At 61.3% G+C, this 19,811-nt stretch carries 10 protein-coding genes; 2 read left to right on the forward strand and 8 right to left on the reverse strand.

All coding sequences use genetic code 11. The annotated features are described in order from the left end of the window. Positions 1-277 precede the first annotated feature (277 nt). On the forward strand, positions 278-1,735 hold the full coding sequence (locus tag MRX98_RS06375; RefSeq protein WP_246904042.1) for a tetratricopeptide repeat protein: 1,458 nt from the start codon (positions 278-280) through the stop codon (positions 1,733-1,735). On the opposite strand, the gene MRX98_RS06380 is transcribed toward MRX98_RS06375, so the two are convergent. From MRX98_RS06380 to acs, 5 genes are all read right to left on the reverse strand, one after another. Further along, a complete protein-coding gene (locus MRX98_RS06380; RefSeq protein WP_246904044.1) occupies positions 1,722-3,242 on the reverse strand; it encodes a rhomboid family intramembrane serine protease in 1,521 nt (506 codons plus the stop codon). The genes MRX98_RS06375 and MRX98_RS06380 overlap by 14 nt on opposite strands. 164 nt (positions 3,243-3,406) lie before the next feature. Beyond that, complete coding sequence (locus MRX98_RS06385; RefSeq protein ID WP_246904046.1) at positions 3,407-5,728, reverse strand: DUF294 nucleotidyltransferase-like domain-containing protein; 2,322 nt, start codon at positions 5,726-5,728, stop codon at positions 3,407-3,409. A gap of 227 nt (positions 5,729-5,955) precedes the next feature. Next, entirely contained in the window at positions 5,956-7,464 is a 1,509-nt protein-coding gene (locus MRX98_RS06390; protein WP_246904048.1) for a 3'-5' exonuclease, read from the reverse strand. 181 nt (positions 7,465-7,645) lie between these two features. Next, positions 7,646-9,436 (reverse strand): sodium:solute symporter family protein, encoded by a 1,791-nt coding sequence (locus MRX98_RS06395; RefSeq protein WP_246904050.1) that lies wholly within the window; start codon positions 9,434-9,436, stop codon positions 7,646-7,648. 103 nt (positions 9,437-9,539) lie between these two features. Next, entirely contained in the window at positions 9,540-11,573 is a 2,034-nt protein-coding gene (gene acs / locus MRX98_RS06400) for an acetate--CoA ligase (protein ID WP_246904052.1), read from the reverse strand. 673 nt (positions 11,574-12,246) lie between these two features. Here acs and MRX98_RS06405 point away from each other — a divergent pair. Continuing rightward, the gene (locus MRX98_RS06405) at positions 12,247-12,471 is read left to right on the forward strand and encodes a hypothetical protein (protein WP_246904053.1); all 225 of its coding nucleotides are present in this window, start codon (positions 12,247-12,249) and stop codon (positions 12,469-12,471) included. A gap of 141 nt (positions 12,472-12,612) precedes the next feature. Here the strand turns inward: MRX98_RS06405 and MRX98_RS06410 are convergent, their stop codons facing one another. The 3 genes from MRX98_RS06410 to MRX98_RS06420 all read right to left on the reverse strand — a co-directional run bounded on the left by MRX98_RS06410 (position 12,613) and on the right by MRX98_RS06420 (position 19,660). Then, on the reverse strand, positions 12,613-13,530 hold the full coding sequence (locus MRX98_RS06410; RefSeq protein WP_246904061.1) for a glycine cleavage system protein H: 918 nt from the start codon (positions 13,528-13,530) through the stop codon (positions 12,613-12,615). 398 nt (positions 13,531-13,928) lie between these two features. Further along, complete coding sequence (locus MRX98_RS06415) at positions 13,929-18,359, reverse strand: FAD-dependent oxidoreductase (protein WP_246904062.1); 4,431 nt, start codon at positions 18,357-18,359, stop codon at positions 13,929-13,931. Next, positions 18,356-19,660 carry a (Fe-S)-binding protein gene (locus tag MRX98_RS06420; RefSeq protein WP_246904063.1) on the reverse strand — a complete coding sequence of 435 codons (1,305 nt, stop codon included), beginning with the start codon at positions 19,658-19,660 and terminating at the stop codon, positions 18,356-18,358. Before MRX98_RS06420 ends, MRX98_RS06415 begins: the two co-directional genes overlap by 4 nt. Positions 19,661-19,811: the final 151 nt, after the last annotated feature.

The following is a 19,811-nucleotide window of genomic DNA, read 5'->3' on the forward strand; positions in this document are numbered from 1 at the left end:
ACTGGCAACCAGTTGCCGCTGCCACCCCCGACACCCCCCTCCCACACACCCACACACACATCTAACCGGCAGAATTCATTAACTTAAAACTTAACACTTAAAACTTAAAACTGCCCGTCAGGGCCCCAACATAAAACTGCCCGCCAGGGCGCACGTTCTTGCCGAGGGGGAATCGATGTGGTATGCCCCCCGGCAACCGCAAAGTGCGGGCACCGGCCGGCACTGGACCGCCGTTGCCGGGCAGACAGGATTGAACGCACAACCAAACGGTGCCGCGATGACCGAAAAGTGCAGTTATCACCCGACCAAGGCCGCGTGGTGGCAGTGCGCCCAATGTGCCAAATCCCTTTGCCCCGAGTGCATCATCCAGCGCAAGGGGGGGTACCTGGGCAACGAAACCCTTTTTCTGTGCCCCAAATGCCATGTGCCGGCAACGGCTTTGCCGGCGGCCAACATGGTGGAACCGTTCTGGCAGCGGCTGCCCCGCATTTTCGCCTACCCTTTCACCTCCCTGCAAAGCATACTGCTGATACTCGGTTTGGCGCTGCTTTCGACCTTGTTCACCCACGCCGGGTTGTTGGGATTGCTATTCCGTTTCATTCCCTGGGCACTGATGATCAAATACGCCTTCGAGGCACTGCGCCACACCGCCGAGGGGCGTTATCGCCCCCCGCCCCTGACCAATGCCGTGCTCAGTGAAAACTTCGGCATCGTATTCAAGCAAATCGCCCTGTTTTTCCTGCTGATCTTGTTCTTTGTCCTGTTCATCGCCCGCCTGCATCCGGTGTTCTGGGCCATTTTCGGCCTGGCCGTGCTGGTCGGCTTGCCGGCCATGATCACCATCCTGGCCATCAACGACAATCTGGGACAGGCGCTGAACCCGGTGTATTTCCTGGGCATGGCCGCGCGCACCGGTTGGGGCTATCTGGTGCTCGGCTTCTTCCTGCTTTTGCTGCTGGCGGCCCCCGGCGCCCTCGGTTACGCCGTCATCCGCCACCTGCCCGAAGGCGTGCAACTCTTCTTCTGGCTGGGCGCCCAGAACTACTACACATTGGTCTCTTACCATCTGATGGGCGCTTTCATTTTGCAGTACCATGACCGCCTGGACTATCCCGTGGACATGGAAACGCTGTTGGCCTCCACCTTCCCCGGCGGACTACCCAACAGCGCCCGAACCGAACAGGAGGGTTCCGCCGCGGCAGCCGAAGAAGCGCTGCTGCAGGAAGCCGCCGTGTTGATTCAGGAGGGCAACCTGGATGCGGCCATCGATCTGATCGAGCAGCGCACCGAGGGCAGGATCGCCCACCTGCCGCTCTCGGAGCGCTATCTCGCCTTACTGAAAATGCGCGGGCGCGACGCAGCCCACGGCGCCCATGTGCCGCGGCACCTCGACCTGCTGGCGGCGGCGGGAGAACGGCAGCAGGCAGTCGCACTCTATGAAGCTTGTTTGGCGGGCAAGACCCCGCCCGCCGCCGCGGCCGACACGCTGTTCAAAATCGCCGGCTGGTTCAACGACAAGGGAGATGCCAAGCGGGCCGTGCAGACCTACAACCATTTGACCAAAAACCACCCCGGCGACGCATTGATTCCCAAGGCTTACTTTCGCGCCGCCCAGATTCTGCACGAGAAGCTGATGCACAGCGACAAGGCACGCCAGGTCCTCACCGGCCTGATCGCCCGGTTTCCGGACCACGACATCGCCGCCTTCGCCCGCAACTACCTCAAACAGATGTGAGATCAGGGCGCGGGCGGCCGGCGTGCAGCACTTCGTTGGCCGCCCGGGCCTCGTCGGACATGGGATAGTGGTGCTGAATCAGTGCCATGCACTGTTGCCAGGCATCCTCCCGGCCGCTGCGCCGAAACCCTTCCCCCAGCCGGAACAGGGCCATGGGCAAGGCGGGCAGAAGGGGGCTTTTTTTCAGCAAGGCCAACAGGATGCGCCGGGCCGTTGCCAGTTCACCGCACGCCACCAGGCAGTGACTCATGCGCAGGTACTGCACCGCGGCCAGTCGGGGCGGCTTGGCCGTGGCCATGTAATCCTGAAACAGCGCGCAGGCGCGGTCATGGTGCGCGGGCACCGCCAGCAGCAGGTCCAACAGTTGAGCGGTGGTTTGGTGGTAGGGGCCGCTGTCCGGCGCCTGCCGGTCGATGGTGTACAGATGTTGCTGGATGGAGATGTTGTCGGGATCGTGGGCCAGTGCCGTAACCAGCAACCGGCGCGCTTCGGGAAAGGCCAAGGCGCCCATCCGTTCCAGGGCCCTCTCCATCAAGGACGCCGCCGGATTCTCGGGCGCCACAGCCGCAAAGGACGGCGCATCCACGCAGCCCGGCACCACCCGTGCCGCCCAGGCCAGCACGGCACCACAGGCCAGGCCGCCGAAATGGGCGGCATAGGCCACGGCACTCCATTGGTCGAACAGCAATTGAAAAAGCTCGTATCCCAACCACAAGGGTAACAGCCAGATGGCCGCGAAGGTCAGGTAGTGGAAATAGAATCCCAGGTTGAGAAAAATACGCACCTTCTTGCGGCCGTAAAACACCGCGAAGGCACCCATGATGCCGGCGATGGCGCCTGAAGCACCCACCAGGGGAATGCCGCTGTGGGGATTGAGCCACCAGAAGAAAGCTGTACCCGCCACGCCGCCCAGGAGATAAATCAGCGGGTAGACCACGTGGCGGCACCCATATTCGATCAAGCAGCCGATCAGCCACAAGAAGATCATGTTGCCGATCAGATGGCCCCAGCCGCCATGCAGGAACATGGCCGAAAGAAGGGTGAACGGCCGCGGGTCGGCCGGCCGGAAGCCGTAATGATAGGTGATCACCGCCGCCATGCGGGCATCGTATTCGGCCCGCAGGGCGCGCCATTGCCGAATGCGCGCATCGGTCGCATCCAGCACTTCGCCGGCGGCCAGGCGCTTGATGAAACGCCCGTCCTCGGCGATGGCACGATAACAGTGCTGCCGCTCCTCCTCCCGCGCGCCCTGCGGCGAAACCGCCGCCGCGACTGCGGCCGCCTCCCCCTGATCGTGCAAGTACTGCCGGTAAATATCGCATTCCAGTCCGCCCAGGCCGGATGATTCATAGAACGCCCAAGCCTCTTCCCATCGCCGGTCGTCATCGTGTTGAAACACGACGAAGATAAAACAGTTGATAAGAATCAACCCGATGGTGATCAAAGGCGGGTGACGCCAACTGAAATTTTTGCTGAGGGGAACGGCAATCATCGGTTCGGTTCGCATTCCAGCGGCAGCGCCCGGCGAAATGGGATTGCCCATGGTTGCAGACCATCCCCGTGAAGGCCGCCGGACCCCATTGCCACGCGCCAGGTTCGATCAATCAGTAAAATCGCTGATCATGCGCTTGTCAATACAAAAACCGATGTGCCGCAGCTGGGTGGGCGCGGTCATGGGGTACCGGTGAAATCGAAACTGAGTTGGGTCTGGTACTTTTCGATCCGTTTGAAGATCTCCTTGAGCATGGTGCGTTCCACCGGAGGGAGTTGCTTGGGGTTGATGTGGTTGTCGGGCGGTTGCCGGTCATTGACGATGGCCGCCACCTGGTGCGAAAACCGCATTTGCATCAAAAATCCGTAGGCCAGGTCCAGCTCGTTGGCGGCTTCCTCGGAGAACACGCCGAGCTGTCGCAATTGAGCGATACGCTCAATGGTGTTGGTGGCATCGACCCGATGCTTCAGACCATAGACGCGGGCGATGTCCACAATGGGCATGACCGCCGCCTTGAGGTCCAGTGCATTGCGGTGTTCCCCTTTGGAGGCCACCACGAAGTTGCGAAAAAACCCCAGGGGCGGTTTGAAATGGAGGGCATTTTCAACAAGGTGGCGGAAGAAACCGGACCAGCCGGTCAAGGCATCCAGCAGATAACGGCGCAGTTCGACCAATAGCGCGCCATCGCCGTAGCCGCAGCGAAAATCGAAAAAGATGCTCGCCTCCAGCAAATCCTTGGGGTCCGCGGCATGGATCCATGATTGGAAGTAATTTTTCCATGCAGCGAGGGGTTGGCACCAGCGGGGATTCATGGCCATCACCTCCCCTTCGCAGAAGGCATAACCCGCGCGGTCCAACATGTTGCAGACCCGTTCGCCGAATTGCAGAAAATAGCGCTGCGCCCGCTCCAGGGCCCCATCCTCTTCAATATCCTGAAACACGATGGCGTTGTCCTGGTCGGTTTTCAGTGTCTGTTCCCGGCGGCCCTCACTGCCCAGCACCATGAAAGCGAAGGGCACCGGCGGCGGCTCCATCTCCGCCAGCACGAAGGCGACAATACGCTGCAGCACGGCGTCCGAGACGGTGGTGATCATGCGGGTGATGTTTTTGGCCTTGGCCCCGCTGTGCATCAATCCCTGAATCAGGCGCGCCAGCTGATCCGAAATGTTCATGATGTCGTCCGGCGCCCGGGCGGACAGGATCTCACGCACCAGGAACAGGGGTGACCGGGTTTGGGCATTGATCAAGTCGCGGTTGGTGATGATGCCCACGACCTCCCCATTGGGATCGGTAACGGCCAAGTGTTTGACATTGGCCTGTGTCATGGCCAACAAGGCCTCGAAAACCAGGGCGCCGGCGGCGACGGATTGCAAGGGGAAGGACATGATCTGCGCGACGGGGCTGGCAATTTCCAGGCCCTTGGCGATCACCTTGTTGCGCAAATCGTGATCGGTGACCAAACCCACCTGGCCTGCGGACGCATCACGCACCAGAATGGCGCTGCACCGGTGGCGGCTCATGGCCTCCGCGGCCTGTTGAATCGTGTCGCGCCCATCGCAGGCCACCAGCTCCTTGGCGATGAATTGGTGCACGGGTTGATCGAAAAGCTGTACGCCCTCTTCGCCGGGGTGCAAACTGCGGGCGATGATGGAGGCGTAGGTACGATTGAGCATCCGCTTGCCGAAGATGTCGGTAAAATACTCCGTGAGCACTCCGTGCTGCCGACACAACGCGAGAAACACCGGCGCCGGCAAAGTGAAAAAGAAGCAATCCTCCACCGTCCGCAGTGTGCGCACCGACTTGCCGTCGTTCATCAACAAGGAGATGCCACCGTAGATATCCCCTTCACCCAAGGGCGCGGCCATGGTTTTACGGCCGGCTTCTTCATAGAAAATTTCCGCGGCGCCCCGCTGGACGATGTAGAGTCGGTCCACCTTGGACACCCCCTGATAGAGCATGGTCCGGTCCCGCGGCGAATAGCGCATGGAGAGCTGCCCGGCCGTTTGCTCGATGATGTCGTCGGGCAGAAAAGAGAAGGGGGCGACGGCGGACAGGAATTGGAAGGCCTGGCTTTCGGTCACCTTGACGGCATAGGCCTCGTCGGCCATACGCTTGGCGAAGGCGTCCACGAACTGTTGCCGGAAGGCTTGCTCGACATCGCAAAGTTGCAGAAAGTCATCGGCGGGCAATAGCAACACGACGGCCGCTTCCAGTACCCGCACAGTGCGAATGGACATCCTGCCGTTCATCAACAGGGAGATGCCGCCATAAACATCCCCGGGCCGCAGGGACAAGGTCAGAATCTTTTTGCCCCCCTCCTCGAAATACGCCTCCAGCATGCCCTCCTTTAGCATATACAAACCGGCGAGCCTGGTTTTGCCCTGGGTGGCCAGCAGGGTGCCTTCCGGGTAGGTCTCGGATTTCAAACAGGATCTGATCCGCTCGTGCTGGGCCGCGGACAAAACGGACAGCGCGCCTACGGAGGCGACAAAGGGGTCCATGGGGCTGCTCCAATGGTGGCGGTTCAATATCCAGGATCGCGATATCCATCTTATACGAACGGGTCGAGGCCGTGCAACCCCGATCGACCTAGTGTCCATCCGGAAATGGTGGATTGCGGTTCAGATCAAGGCCGCAGCGCTTTTGAAACCGCAGGCGTAGTAGGGGATTTCAAAAATGCGAGAACGCGGAGATGGGCCGCAAGACGCCGTTTCCGGATGGACACGACTTAGTACTTCATCCGGGCCCATAGCGTGTTTTGCGAAGCGACCAGGGCGTCCTTGAGGGTAACGATGTTCATTTCGGCCAGCAGGGGGATCAGTTTCAAAAACAGTTCGGCGGCGATCAAGGCATCGCCCAGGGCGGTGTGCCTCCCGGCCACCGGAACCCCGATCCGGGCGGCGACCGCCTCCAGGCTATGGTTGCGATGCCACGGATGTACTACCGCCGCCAGCATCAGGGTGTCCAGCACGGGCTGGTTGAAGGACAAGCCGGTGCGCGCCTCTTGAAGTTGCAGCATGCGCATGTCGAAGGACGCGTTGTGGGCCACCAGGACGCTGTCTGCGGCGAAGCGATGAAATTGGGGCAACACCTGGTCGATGACCGGTCGATCCTTGAGCATGGCGTCGTCAATGCCATGAATTCGGGTGGCGGCCGCGGGTACCGGCCTCAGGGGATTCACCAGCCGGTCGAAAATTTCCTCCCGCAGCAGGCGGCCGTTGACAATGCGCACCGCACCGATGGCGACAATGGCATCGCCGCCGCGCGGGTCGAGACCGGTGGTTTCGGTATCGAATGCGGTACAGGCGATATCGCTCAAGGGCTGCTGCTCCAGGACCGGCAACCGGCCGGACCGGCGAAACAGATCAAAATCGAAATACGGGTCCGCCGTGGCGGGCGGCGCCGGACCGTATCCATTCGCCGGCTGTGCGGCAACCGGTTGGTTCTCATCGACCGTCAGAACGAACCCGTGCCATTGCCGCCGGCGGTTGAAAATCGGCATCACTTCCAAACGCAGCAGCCGGTCATGGGGCCCGGCCTGCAGAAAATCGGCCATTTGGCAGGATGGGTCCCCGGGCGCCGTCCGCCCGGATTTTTCAATGGCCTGCAGGATGTCTTCCTTCTCGAACAGATCGAAAACCGAACGCCCCAACCCCACATAGCAACCCGGTGAAACCGCCCCGCCGGGCGCATCCAGTGGGACGGACAACAATTGCATGGCGCGGCGATTGTAGAGCAACACCCTGCCGTCGTCATCGCATACCAGCAGCGCCTTGGGCAGTTCGGCGATCACACCGGACAGAAAATCCTTTTCCGCATCCAAAGCGTCCTTGAGCACACGGTATTTGTCCCGGACCTCCTGGTCGTAGGCCTCGAACCGGTCGGCGGCCTCGTTGACGGCCCGCACCAGTCGGGCCACATCGGCGCCGGCCTCGATGCGGATACGGTGGCTGCGATTGACCCTGTGGATCAGGGTCACCTCGTCGGCGATTTTGTTGACCGGAATGATGTAATTGTTCAAAAAACCGTCCAACAGAAAGCCGATGGCGACCAGCAGCAGTATGAAGAGACTGAAGGGGTAGGTCGGGTGGCGCTTTACGATGTCCAGCAAAAAGGCCTTTTCGGCGGGCGACAGGGCATGCCAGAACAGCGCCGTCACCCCCACGAACACCAACAGGGTGACGCCGATGGAAAAGGCCACGAACCACCAGAACTTGTTGCTGGGATGCATAGGCATCGATCGCCTCTCCCCCGCTGCCGCCGGGGGAGAGGGGTTGTCACGACAACCAATGGTAAGGTTTCATCATCCCCACAGGCCCCAGCCGAAGCTGGCCGTGAAGAAGATGGCAAACAGGACCAGGCCGATCATCCACCAATCTTCTATTTTCATGGTGTGACACTCCTTTCATTGAAGTACCCTAAGCCTCCTTGACCACGATCATCAGATCCACCTCGGCGCGCTGGATCTGAACCTCGTGGGTAGTGGCCATTTCCGCTTTGAAGCAAAGGGCCCACATCACGATGACGCCCACGATCCACCAGGCGATCTGCCAGGACCAAAGGGGCGTGAAGCCGGCGAAGGCGAAAGCCCAATTGCCCAGGATGCAGGCCGGTCCGATGGCAAAAATGTACCAGACCGGCACAACGATCTTCATGGTGTTGCGCCAGGCCTGGCCGGCTTCCGAAGGTGCATCGGCGCTGTCCAGATAACGGCGGATCTCGATCTGGCGCTGGACGGTCTCCTCGTCATCCTTGATGCCGATACCGCGACACAGATAGGCCACGGCAAGGCCGGCGGCCACGCCCCAGAAGGCCGAGTGCATGGAAAGCGGGTTGGGCCAGACGTAGTAAGTGAGAAACACCGCCACCATGCCGGCCACCACCCCCAGGGCCGCACCCACGCTGGGAAAGCGGAAGCCCCAAATGACCCCCAGCAGCAGCACGTACATGACGAAGCCGAAGGCGGTGGCCAGCGCCCCCAGTATCACCAAGGCGGCCGTTGAGTTCAGCCCCACCACCAGTGCCGCCGCGGTGACCACGGTGGCCAGCAGCCGGTTGACCCAGATCTGCTCGGCGTGGCCCGCTTCCTGTTTGCGGATGTAGCGCCAGTAGACATCCCGCAGGAGAATGGAGCCGCCGGTGTTGATGTAGGGTGCGGCGGTGGAGTGGATCGCCGCGATGGCGCCCATGAAGACAACGCCCAGCACGAACGGCGGCAGGAACTGGGTCATCAGTTTGGGCACCACCTCGCTGTCCCGGGCGAGCACTAGCACCCCCTCCATCTCCAATATACGAGCGCCCATGCCCTGGAATGCGGTGAAGAAGAACAGGGCGAACCCCACCACGAAGGTGGACATGAAGGCCTGCTGCCAGGCCAGCGGCTTGGGCGACTTGATGCCGAAGGTCCACATGGTGAAGGCCGGTGAGGACTGGATGCCCATGAGGGCGAACATGTAGGTCAGACACATCAGGGCCGTCCAGGGCACCTCCCCGGCGGCGCCGCCCAGGCCGAAATTGATCACCCGCGGCACCTCCAGGTAACGCTTGTCCAGGTTGGCGATCTTTTCCGACAAGACGCCCCAGCCGCCGATCTCGGGCGCCGTGATCACATAAAACCCCAGCAGGATGATGCCGCCCACCAGCAGCAGAAACTGGATCACCCCGACCCAGGCCGATGCTTTCATGCCGCCGGTGCACACATAGAACCAGACGATGAAAGCCATGAAAATTGCGCCGAAGGCCACCGGCACGCCGGCCACCCAATGGAACAGCGCCGCCGCGGCCATGAGCTGCACGGCGGAGTAGAACATGGAGTAGAGAAACGCCGTTAGCACCACCAGCCAGCGCACCGCCTCGTTGTTGTAATAGTAGGCGTACATATCGCCGGGGGTAATGAAACCGTAGCGCTTGCCCAGCAACCAGGTGCGCTTGGAAAAGAAGGCGCCGGTAATGGGAATGGTCAGCACGTAGAAGGAAGCGAAGGCATAGGCCAGACCGTCGCGCCAGATCAGGCCGGGATGGCCGATGAAGGTCCAGCCGGAAAAAGAAGCCGCGGTGGCGGCCATCAAAAAAGCGATGAAGGGAATGGAACGGCCCGCGATGGCGTACCCGGACGAGGTCTTTTCCGAAAAATAGCCCTTCATCCCCATGTAAACGCAGTAGATGATGTAAAGGCCGAGCATGATGTAAACCCAAGTCACGCCGCTCATAGGATCCTCCTGGTTGGTATGTTGTTCCGATTGTGGAAGAACGTTGCTGCTAATGTTGTAGACCATCACCCCCTTTCCGATTTCCGGCTGCACTCAGGCAACGTCAGCCCTGCACCATCCGCCGGATCTCATCGACGATGTCGGGATTGGCCAGGGTGGTGACATCACCCGCGTCCTGGTTGTTGGAAAGCGCGCCCAACACCCGGCGCATGATCTTGCCGGAACGGGTCTTGGGCATGTCCTTGACGATCCACACCTTGCGCGGCTTGGCGATTTTGCCGATGGCATCGCACACCGCATCGGACACTTTGCGCGCCAGGCCGTCGTGCACCTCGAAACCCGGTTTGAGGGACACATACAGATCGGGCTCCTTGCCCTTGATCTCGTGGGCCACCGGCACGACGGCGGCTTCGGCCACCTCCGGCACCATCAAGGCGGCCGATTCGATCTCCTTGGTGCCCAGGCGGTGCCCGGAAACATTGATCACATCGTCGATACGCCCCAGGATGCGGATGTATCCATCGGGCGCCTCCACCGCCGCGTCGCCGGTCAAGTAAGGCCAGTCGCGCCAATCTTTGCTCTGGGGATCCTTGCAGTAGCGCTCGTAGTATTGGCGTACATACCGTTCCCGGTCGCCCCAAATGGTTTGAAAAGCCCCCGGCCATGGGTTCTGGATGCAGATGTTGCCCGCCTTGCCGGCCCCCTGGGGCAGCACATGGCCCTCATCGTCGTAAATGATGGTGTGGATGCCCGGCATGCCGGGGCCCGCGCTGCCGGGCTTCATCGGTTTGATGGCGGGCAGGGTGCTGCACAGAAAGCCCCCGGTTTCCGTCTGCCACCAGGTGTCCACGATCACCGCTTCGCCTTTGCCGACCTCGTTATAATACCAGCGCCACACCTCCGGCTCGATGGGCTCGCCCACCGTGGTCATGTGCTTGAAATGGTAATTGTACTTTCGAGGCTCCTCGGGCCCGATCTTGCGCAGCGCGCGAATGGCGGTGGGTGCCGTGTGGAAGATGTTGACATCCAGATCCTGGGCGATGCGCCATGACCGGCCTGCATCCGGAAAGGTGGGCACCCCTTCGTAGACCACCGTCGAAGCGCATACGGCCAGGGGACCGTAGACGATGTAGGAATGGCCGGTGATCCAGCCGATATCCGCCATGCACCAGTAGACATCCTCGGGATGGATGTCCTGTACATACTTGGAAGTGGCCGCGACATAGGCCAAATAGCCGCCCGTGCTGTGCTGGCAGCCCTTGGGTTTGCCGGTGGTCCCGCTGGTGTACATGAGGAAAAGAGGCGCCTCGGCCGGCATGGGCACCGGATCGATGCGTGCGCCGTAATATTTCGGCAGCACATCGTTGACCACGTGGTCCCGATCGGGCACCAGGGGGGTGGCGGCGGAATACTTGCCGGGATAGCGCTGCCACACCAGCACCTTGTCCACCGCGCGGCCCTGTTTGGCCGCCACCTCGCAGGCCACGTCGGCATTCTTCTTGTGGTCCAGCAAGGTGCCCCCGCGCCAATAGGCATCCATGGTGATCAGCACCCGACTGCCGGAGTCCACGATGCGGTCGGCGCAGGCCTGGCCGGAAAAACCGCCGAACACCTGGGAGTGGATCACCCCCAAACGGGCACATGCCAGCATGGTGATGGGCAGCTCCGCCACCATGGGCAAATGCAGGGTCACCCGGTCGCCGGCCTTCAAACCGCAAAAATCGCGCAGCAACGCGGCGAATTCGTTCACCCGGACGTAGAGGGTCTGATAGGTGATGTGTTCGTACTTTTCGCCCATGGGCTCGGGCACGAAGTGGATGGCGGTCTTGTTCTTGTGGCGCGCCAGATGCCGATCCACGCAATTGTAGGCGGCGTTGATCTTGCCGCCCACGAACCATTTCCAGCAGGGGGCGTCGCTGGTGTCCAAAATGGTGTGCCAGTATTCGTACCAATCGAGCAAATCGGCATACGCTTTGAAACAGTTGGGAAAATTTTCCAGGCGAAAGCGATCGTAAATGGCCTCGTCGGTCATGTTGGCCTGGGCGATGAAACGCGCACTGGGATGAAAATAGGCCTCCTCCTGCCAATGAACGGCGATTTGCGCTTCCGATGTTTCGACAATCTCTTTTTCTGCCATGTTGCACCTCTCCCCGGCATTATCGGTGAATAGCTGCTGACCCTGCCCTTTCGCGGCCCTGCCGCGGCCTGGTTCGACCTCCTTTCGTCCTGCGCGGGTTTGCCGAACGGCCGCGCCCGACACGGCCAGCCGGCAGGCAAGTCCGCCCCCGCGTCCTATGACCGGCCCACGCCGACCGGTTGCAGGCCTCCGTAGATTGGCCGCCTGGCGCACAAACACCTATCGGTGCGCTTGCCGGATTGCCCCTGGGGCCACCCCGTGCCGCGCAATGTTGTCAACCGGCACAGACGGGCACGGCGGCGACCTTTGGTGCTTGCAACCGACCTGGATCTCGAACTTTACAAAAAGCGGACAGCCCCGGTATCAGGCGATCATCACAAAGAGGAAGCGTACGGCGTTCACAGGCGAAAAACCGTTTGATGGTCTGCGATCATTTCCACATTGACGGGAAGGACTCCGTTGCATAACGCGCTTTCCACTGGAATACAGAGGGGGTTGGTGGACGTCTTGATATTTTGTGACTTGTATTTTTTATTTATACGGCGTATTCATATTGTTAACTGCATTTGTTCATAGGGTTTGTCAAGCAATAATTTCCATCCCGCCCCGCCCACTTTGGCGTTGGTCCCATGGCCCTTGAAATGTCGGTTGATTCGTGAACAAAGGAGACCGAATGATGATGGCGGAAAAGCAGGTTATCTGCAAATGCGGCCATCCTTCCTTGATGCGGTCCGGCAAGGATTGGTGCGCAAAATGCGGCAGGCCCCTGTTTTACGAAGGCAGGGACCGCGGCCGGCACCGCCGCAACACCCTTTTCGTCACCGCCGCGCTGCTCGCCGGCATTGGCATGGTGGTCTATCTGTTCATGGAAATGATCGTCGCCCATATCGGGGGGTAATCCTGTCTCCGCCCCATGGGACGCCTCTTTCCTCACTGCCTCACCCTGCCGGTGGTTGAAGCCAAAGCTCCCATGGTTTGTGGGCGAGTCCCGGCAAACCGCCGGCGACCCGCCTGTCGCCACCGACGAATAGTGAAACCCCTACACCAGAAACTCGCCCACCAGTCGGTCCCAATCGGCGTTGGGCACGCTGCCGTAGATGTCGCTGAGGGCCTCGCCGCCGGTGGCCGCCAGGCGGTAGCCGGCGGTTTCGCTCAGTACGCTGGTGAGCCGTTGGGACTCGTCGTCCATCCAGGCGTTGCTCTCGCTGCCGAAGAACAGATTCTTCAAGTTGCGGCGCAGGTTGCTGGGTTGAATCACCATGAACCAGCCTTCGCCGTAGGGAGAGCGGTTGGCCGTCTCGGCGCGCGCGCTCAGTTTGGCGTTGACCGCCACCACCTTGCCGTCCACCGGGCTCAACGGTTGGGCCGTGTGGCCGCCGCGGCCGATCTTGGCCTGGGGACGGTCCTGGGCGACGGCCTGGCCCAGCTTGGGCAGTTCGATGCGGTCCTGGGGGCCCAGTAGACGCAGGGCGAAGTCATCCATGCCCACCCGCACCCGGCCGCCATACTCCACCCGCGCCCAGGTGTGGCCGTGGTGATAGTAATAATCCCGCGCCACGTTGAAACCGGAAGCCTGCTCGCACAAGGGCTCTCCCAAGGGGGTCCGGATACCGTTGTCTTCCAGCATCTGGTCGTAGGGGCAGCGCACGCAGTCGTAGCCGTGACCACACAGTTTGTAAGCCACCCGCCCGCTGAGCATGTGGCGGCATTTGCGCTGGTTCATCAGCATGCGCAACCGCACCGGCCGCGGATCGGCGGCGGGGGCTGCATCACCGCGCCCGCGCGCTTCGAAATCGGCCTGCACCTTGCGATCGAAGGCGCACCCCAGGCAATCAAAAGCATTAATACAGGCAATGGGCTTCACCACGCCGGCGCGGCTCCAGACACATTGATTATTGGTCAGACCGTAGATGAACGGCTGCCCGCTTTTGCTTCCTTTGAAAGTTTGCCCGGTCATATGCGCCTCCTTGGGTTGGGAGTGGACATCTGAAGATGCTCGCCTGTTACCCTCCCAATTAGCAGGAACCGGGCCAAGTTGGTATTTTGAGTTTGTTGAGTTTGTTGAGTTTGTTGTGTTGGTGGGGGTTTTTGGGGTTTGTTGGGTTGGTGGTGTCTGTTGGGTTGGTTGAGTTTTATGCAGCCTGCGCTTGATGCAAATTGTTGCACTATTAACGGCACATGGATGCAACCTTCTGTTCTGCGGAAGAAAAACAGGGGTGATGCGAATCGCATCACCCCTGTGGCACATTGCAACACCCTTTCAACGTAAACGGTCACAATTCACTAAAACCAACAACCCACATCAACCCTGCCAACCCAACAAACTCAACAAACTCTTCCAACTCAACAAACCCGCTACCCTTGCTCGAACAGCGCATGGGCTTTTGCGATGAGCTGGTCGTCGGTGAAGTGTTTGAGGGTGATGGCCTTGCCCGGGCACTCGGAGACGCAGGTGCCGCAGCCGTGGCACAGGGCCGGATCGATCACCGCGTGGGAGTGCTCGTCGATGTGGGGGATGTGGTAGGGGCAACTGCGCACGCAGGTGAGGCATGCGGCGCAAAGCCCCGCATCCACGACGGCCACCACCCCGCCCATCAGGACTGCCTCCTTGGAGAGCAGGGTCATGGCCCGGGCGGCGGCCGCCTTGGCCTGGGCGATGCTCTCTTCCATCGGTTTGGGATAGTGGGCCAGTCCGGCCAGGAAGATCCCCTCGGAAGAGAAATCCACTGGACGCAGCTTGGCATGGGCTTCGACCAGGAAGCCGTCGTCGTTGACCGGCACCTTGAAGAGTTCGTAGAGCCGGTTGTTTTTGGTCGCCTCGATGCCGGCCGCCAGGATCAGCAGATCGGGCTTGATGCGGATGGGCCGGCGCAGCACGTGATCGGTGACGGTGAGCAGCAATTGGTCCTGGTCGGCCATGGCCACGCTGGGCAATTTCTCCGGGTCGAAACGGATGAAGATCACTCCCTTGGCGCGGGCTTCCTGGTAAAGCTTTTCACGGAAACCGTAGGCCCGGATGTCGCGGTAGAGAATGAACACCTTCATGGCCGGGTTCTTCTCTTTGAGCGCCAAAGCCGCTTTTAGACTGTGAGTGCAGCAAATCTTACTGCAGTAGGGCCGCTCTTCGGTTCGTGATCCCACGCACTGGATGAACACGGCGCACTTGGCGGTAATCAGCCGCTGCTCATCGCGGTTGAAGGCGGCGTCCAGATCGAGATGGGTCAGCACGTTGGGGTGCTTGCCGTAGAGATACTCGGTGGGTTTGTACTCCACTGCCCCGACGGCCAGCAGGGCCGCGCCGTGGGCGATTTCCAGTGTACGGCCGCCGCCGTCGGTGAGGGTGGAGGTCATGTTGCCCATGGCGCCGTGGGTGGCCGTCACTTCGGTGTCCAGGTGCAGATGGATCCGGGGGTGTTGGCGGGTGCGCTCGATGAGATCTGCCAGGTAAACGGCCAGGTCCTCGCCCTGCCAGGTGGCGCGCAGGTGCCGGGCGTTGCCGCCCAACCGGCCTTGCTTTTCCACCAGGTGCACCTCACACCCCTGTTCGGCAATGCCCAGGGCCGCCTCCATGCCGGCCACCCCGCCGCCGACCACCAGGGCGGTTTTGGTGATGGGCACGGACACATGATAGAGCGGTTCAATGAAAGTTGCTTTGGCCACGGCCATGCGCACCAGCTCCTTGGCCTTCCGGGTGGCCTTTTCGGGGTTGTTCATGTGCACCCAGGTGTTCTGATCGCGGATGTTGGCCATTTCGAACAGATACTTGTTCAGGCCGGCCTCGCGGATGGTTTCCTGGAACAGCGGCTCATGGGTACGCGGCGAGCAGGAGGCCACCACCACGCGGTTGATCTGCTTTTCCTGGATCACCGCCTTCATGTGGTCCTGGGTGTCCTGGGAACAACTGAAAAGATTGTCCTCCACATGCACCACGTAGGGCAGAGACTTGGCATAGTCGCGCACCGCCGGCACATCGGCCACGCCGCCGATGTTGATGCCGCAGTTGCAGACAAAGACCCCCACCCGAACGGGCTGGCCTTCAATATCGGTTTCCGGCGGCAGCTCCCTGGTTTGGGTCAGGGACCAGCGAGCGGCCGCCAGACGTTCGCCGGCGCAGGCCGCCGCGGCCGAAGCCTCCATGACCGAGTGGGGAATGTCCTTGGGTTCCTGAAAGGCCCCGCAAACATAAATGCCGTCCCGAGAGGTATTCACTGGCGCGGTGTCGCGGGTTTGAACGAAGCCGTAGGGGTTGAGATCGATGCCCAGGCGGCCGGCCAGGGCCACCGCTTCGGGGTCGGCGGTCAGGCCGACGGAGAGTACCACCAGGTCGTAGCGCTCCTCGGCGGTCTTGCCGGCTTCGGTGGCGTAGACAATGCGTAACTGCTCGCCTTCCGCCGGATAGACCGAATGGATGCGCGAACGCACCATGCGCACACCGTGCTCATTCTGGGCGCGCAGGTTGTATTTGTCAAAATCTTTGCCGAAGGTGCGCATGTCCATGAAGAAGATGGTCGCATCCAGGGGGCTGCTGCTGTGCTCCTTGGCGATCACCGCCTGCTTGTTGGCGTACATGCAGCACACCGAAGAACAGTAGCCATTGTCGCAGTGGTTGATGTCCCGCGACCCCACGCACTGCAGAAAGGCGATCTTTCTGGGTTCCTTGTGGTCCGAGGGACGCACCAGGTGGCCGGCAAAGGGACCCGAGGCCGAGAGCATGCGCTCGAACTCCAGGCTGGTCACCACGTTGGGATGGTTGGCGTAGCTGTAGGTTTCGTAAAGCGTGGGATCGTAGGGCACGAACCCCGGCGCGAGAATGACGGCGCCCACCTTGACTTCCCGGGTGCGGGCGATCTGGCGATGGTCCACCGCGCCGGCCAGGCAGGCCTTGACACACATGTAACACTCGGAACAGACCCCGCAGGCAAGGCAGCGCGCCCCTTCGGCGCGGGCCAGGTTTTCGTCGAAACCCAACTGGACTTCTTCGAAGCCGGCCACCCGCTGTTCGACCGCCCGGTGGGGCATGAGCGCCCGGGCCGCAATGGCATGTCCCTGCAGCGGCACATCAGTGACCGCCTCCAAGGCCTGGCCGCGGCCCTCCTGCAGATCCACACCCTCGATGTAGCGTTGGATGGAAATGGCCGCCTGTTTTCCGGCTTCGATGGCTTCCACCACCGTGGCCGGACCGGTGACCGCGTCGCCGCCGGCGAAGATGTCGGCGTCCCGGGTTTGCAAACTGACCGGATCCACGTTCATGGTGCCCCAGTCCGTGAGGGTGCAGGCGCACTCGTCGGTCAGGCAGGCCCAGTCGCTCTCCTGGCCGATGGCCGGCACCACGGCATCCACCTCGATGATGAACTCCGAGCCGGCGATGGGCTCGGGCCTCCGGCGGCCGCTGGGGTCGGGTTCGCCCAGTTCCATCCGGATACATTCGATCCCCGTGACCCGCCCGTTGTCGGCGATGACCCGCACCGGGTTGGTCAGGGTCATGATCTCGATGCCTTCGTCGCGGCACTCGGCGATCTCGTCGGCGCTGGCGGGCATTTCCGCCTCGGATCGGCGGTAGATGATAAACGGCTGCTGCGACCCTTTGCGCAGAGCGGTGCGCACGGCGTCCATGGCCACGTTGCCGCCGCCGATCACCGCCACCCGGTCGCCCAAGGATACCGTTTCGCCCAGGTTGATGCGACGCAGGTAGTCCATACCCGGATAGACCCCTTCGAATTCCTCGCCTTCGATGCCCAGCACCTTGCACTCCTGGGCGCCGATGCCCATAAAGAAGGCCTTGTAGCCCTGCTCGCGCAGTTGGCCGATGGTGACCGTCTTGCCGATCTCCACACCGGTCTTGAATTCGACCCCCAGGTCGCGGATGGTCTGAATTTCGGCCGCGATCACATCCCGCGGCAGACGGTATTCGGGGATGCCCAGCACCAGCATGCCGCCGAGCACGTCGTGCTTTTCGAACACGGTGACCGCATAGCCCTCGATGGCCAGAAAGTAAGCGCAGCTCAATCCCGCCGGTCCCGAACCGATCACGGCCACCTTCTGGTTTTTGGCGGCCTTCTTCTCCGGCAGGTAGCGGGTTTCGGACCCCATATCGATGTCGGCCAGATAGCGGTGCAGGTGCATGATGTCCAGGGGCTGGTCCACTTTGGCACGGGTGCAGGCGCCTTCGCAAGGATGGTGGCACACCCGGCCGCACACTCCGGGAAAGGGGTGGGCTTCCTTGAAAAGGGCGATGGCGTCGCGGTAGTTGCCCTGGTTCATCAGGGCGATCCAGCCCTGGACCCCCACATTGGCCGGGCAGGTGGCTTTGCACGGCGCGGTGCCCTTCTTCTCGATGGCAAAGGCCCCGGGCATGGCCTGGGGATAGAGTTTGTAGGCCGCCTTGCGGGCCTGCAACCCTTCGTCGAAACGGTTGGGCACCTCGATGGGACACACTTTGGCACACTCGCCGCAGGCGGTGCATTTCTCCATGTCCACAAAACGCGGCTGCTCGCGCACCTGCACGGTGAAGGCGCCCGGTTCGCCGTCGATACCCTCCACCGTGGCCATGGTGAGCATTTCGATGTTCAGGTGGCGGCCGGCCTCCACCAGCTTGGGAGAGATGATGCACATGGAGCAATCGTTGGTGGGAAAGGTCTTGTCCAGCTGGGCCATCTTGCCGCCGATGGCCGAATTGCGCTCCACAAGATAGACCTTGAATCCCGATTCGGCCAGGTCCAGGGAGGCCTGGATGCCGGCGATGCCGCCGCCGACCACCATCACCGCGCCGGTTGTCTCTTGTGTCATGACGGTTCCTCCTTATGCAAGCCGAAGTCCTTGAGGTCGTCCCCCAGGTAGGTGCGCTCGTTCTCGCCCAGGACACCCATGGCCAGGCACATGATGGTCCAGATGTGGACCACGTTGTAGTGACCGCCATAATGATGCCCGATGTCTTCGATCTGGGCGTGGCAGTTGTGGCAGGGGGCGAATACATAGGTCGCGCCGGTCTCCTGGATCTGATCGAATTTTACTTTGCCATAGGCCCGCCGCTGATCGGTGAAACCGGCCTGCAGTGCGCCCCCACCCCCGCCGCAGCAGTAGTTGTTGATGCCGTTGGGCACCATGTCGATGAAGTTCTCCTCGCCCACGATGGTCCGGATAACGAAGCGCATGTCGTCGGCCATCTTCTGCCCCCATGTTTTACGCACCATATTGCAGGGATCCTGGGCCGTGAACTTGATCTTCAGATCTTTGTTCCAGTCGCTGTTGACTTTCAGCTTACCTTCCCTGATCCATTGCGCGTAGAGGGTGATGAGGGTGGTGAACTCGAACTTGTGATCGATTTTGAATTTTCGCAATCCTTCCAGGATTGCAAAGAATGAGTGCCCTCACTCCGTATTGACCACCACCGGACACTTGAGCGTGTTGTCGATGTGATAGACAAACTCCTCTAGTATATAACGCCAACCTTCATCGTCGGCCAGAAAGAGACAATAGTTTTCCCCACCCCACATGACCGAGGGATAGGTCCAGTCGGCGCCCACGGCATGCAGAATTTTCCACAAAGGGGCCAGTTCGTCCGGTTCGGTGACCGGTTCGCGGGAGTTCTGGTTGATGGCATAGTAAGCGCCCGGACGATCCACGCTGACCTGCAGATCCTGGAAGCGAGGATCGGTCATCTGGATCTCCTCGGCCACATCTTCCACCGTCCAGATGAAGTCCTCGGTGGGCACCCCCATGGCGTTGCCGGCCCGAATGTGCATGTCGCAGGAGCCGAGGATCCCCTTGGGCCGCTTCTCCCGCGGCCAGCCGGCGCGCATGTTGTAGACCAGCTTGGGAATATCGACCTTCATGGGGCAGGCGTTGATGCAGCGGGTGCACATGGTGCACACCCAGGCCCAGGGCGTTTTGGCGATCTCTTCGTCCAGGCCGAGCACGACCATGCGCACCAGTTTGCGCGGATCCATATCGAAAAGCTCAGAGGCCGGGCACCCGGCGGTACAGGTGCCGCAGGTGAGGCACAAATCCAGATTGGCCGCCGGAACACGATCCAGGACCAGGGCCTTGAAGTCAGGCGCCATTTCGTTGATCTCGATGGGCAAGGACATGGTGGGACCTCCACATTGGATGAAGGGTTGGTTCGGCTGCCTTGCGCGGGAACTGGCCGGGCAGGGAAAAGCGGCGATGGGGCACCGCCAAGGGGTTAAGGCAACCGGGGGTTGGGCTGCGGTTGCACCGACAGCCGGCCGGCAATGGCCG

This window comes from Desulfatitalea alkaliphila (assembly GCF_022968795.1).
GTDB lineage: Bacteria > Desulfobacterota > Desulfobacteria > Desulfobacterales > Desulfosarcinaceae > Desulfatitalea > Desulfatitalea alkaliphila.

Bases quoted from the DNA above. Each gene is read 5' to 3' on its own strand.
- MRX98_RS06375 (WP_246904042.1), top strand. From the start codon at position 278: ATGACCGAAAAGTGCAGTTATCACCCGACCAAGGCCGCGTGGTGGCAG.
- MRX98_RS06380 (WP_246904044.1), bottom strand. From the start codon at position 3,242: ATGCGAACCGAACCGATGATTGCCGTTCCCCTCAGCAAAAATTTCAGT.
- MRX98_RS06385 (WP_246904046.1), bottom strand. From the start codon at position 5,728: ATGGACCCCTTTGTCGCCTCCGTAGGCGCGCTGTCCGTTTTGTCCGCG.
- MRX98_RS06390 (WP_246904048.1), bottom strand. From the start codon at position 7,464: ATGCCTATGCATCCCAGCAACAAGTTCTGGTGGTTCGTGGCCTTTTCC.
- MRX98_RS06395 (WP_246904050.1), bottom strand. From the start codon at position 9,436: ATGAGCGGCGTGACTTGGGTTTACATCATGCTCGGCCTTTACATCATC.
- acs (WP_246904052.1), bottom strand. From the start codon at position 11,573: ATGGCAGAAAAAGAGATTGTCGAAACATCGGAAGCGCAAATCGCCGTT.
- MRX98_RS06405 (WP_246904053.1), top strand. From the start codon at position 12,247: ATGATGATGGCGGAAAAGCAGGTTATCTGCAAATGCGGCCATCCTTCC.
- MRX98_RS06410 (WP_246904061.1), bottom strand. From the start codon at position 13,530: ATGACCGGGCAAACTTTCAAAGGAAGCAAAAGCGGGCAGCCGTTCATC.
- MRX98_RS06415 (WP_246904062.1), bottom strand. From the start codon at position 18,359: ATGACACAAGAGACAACCGGCGCGGTGATGGTGGTCGGCGGCGGCATC.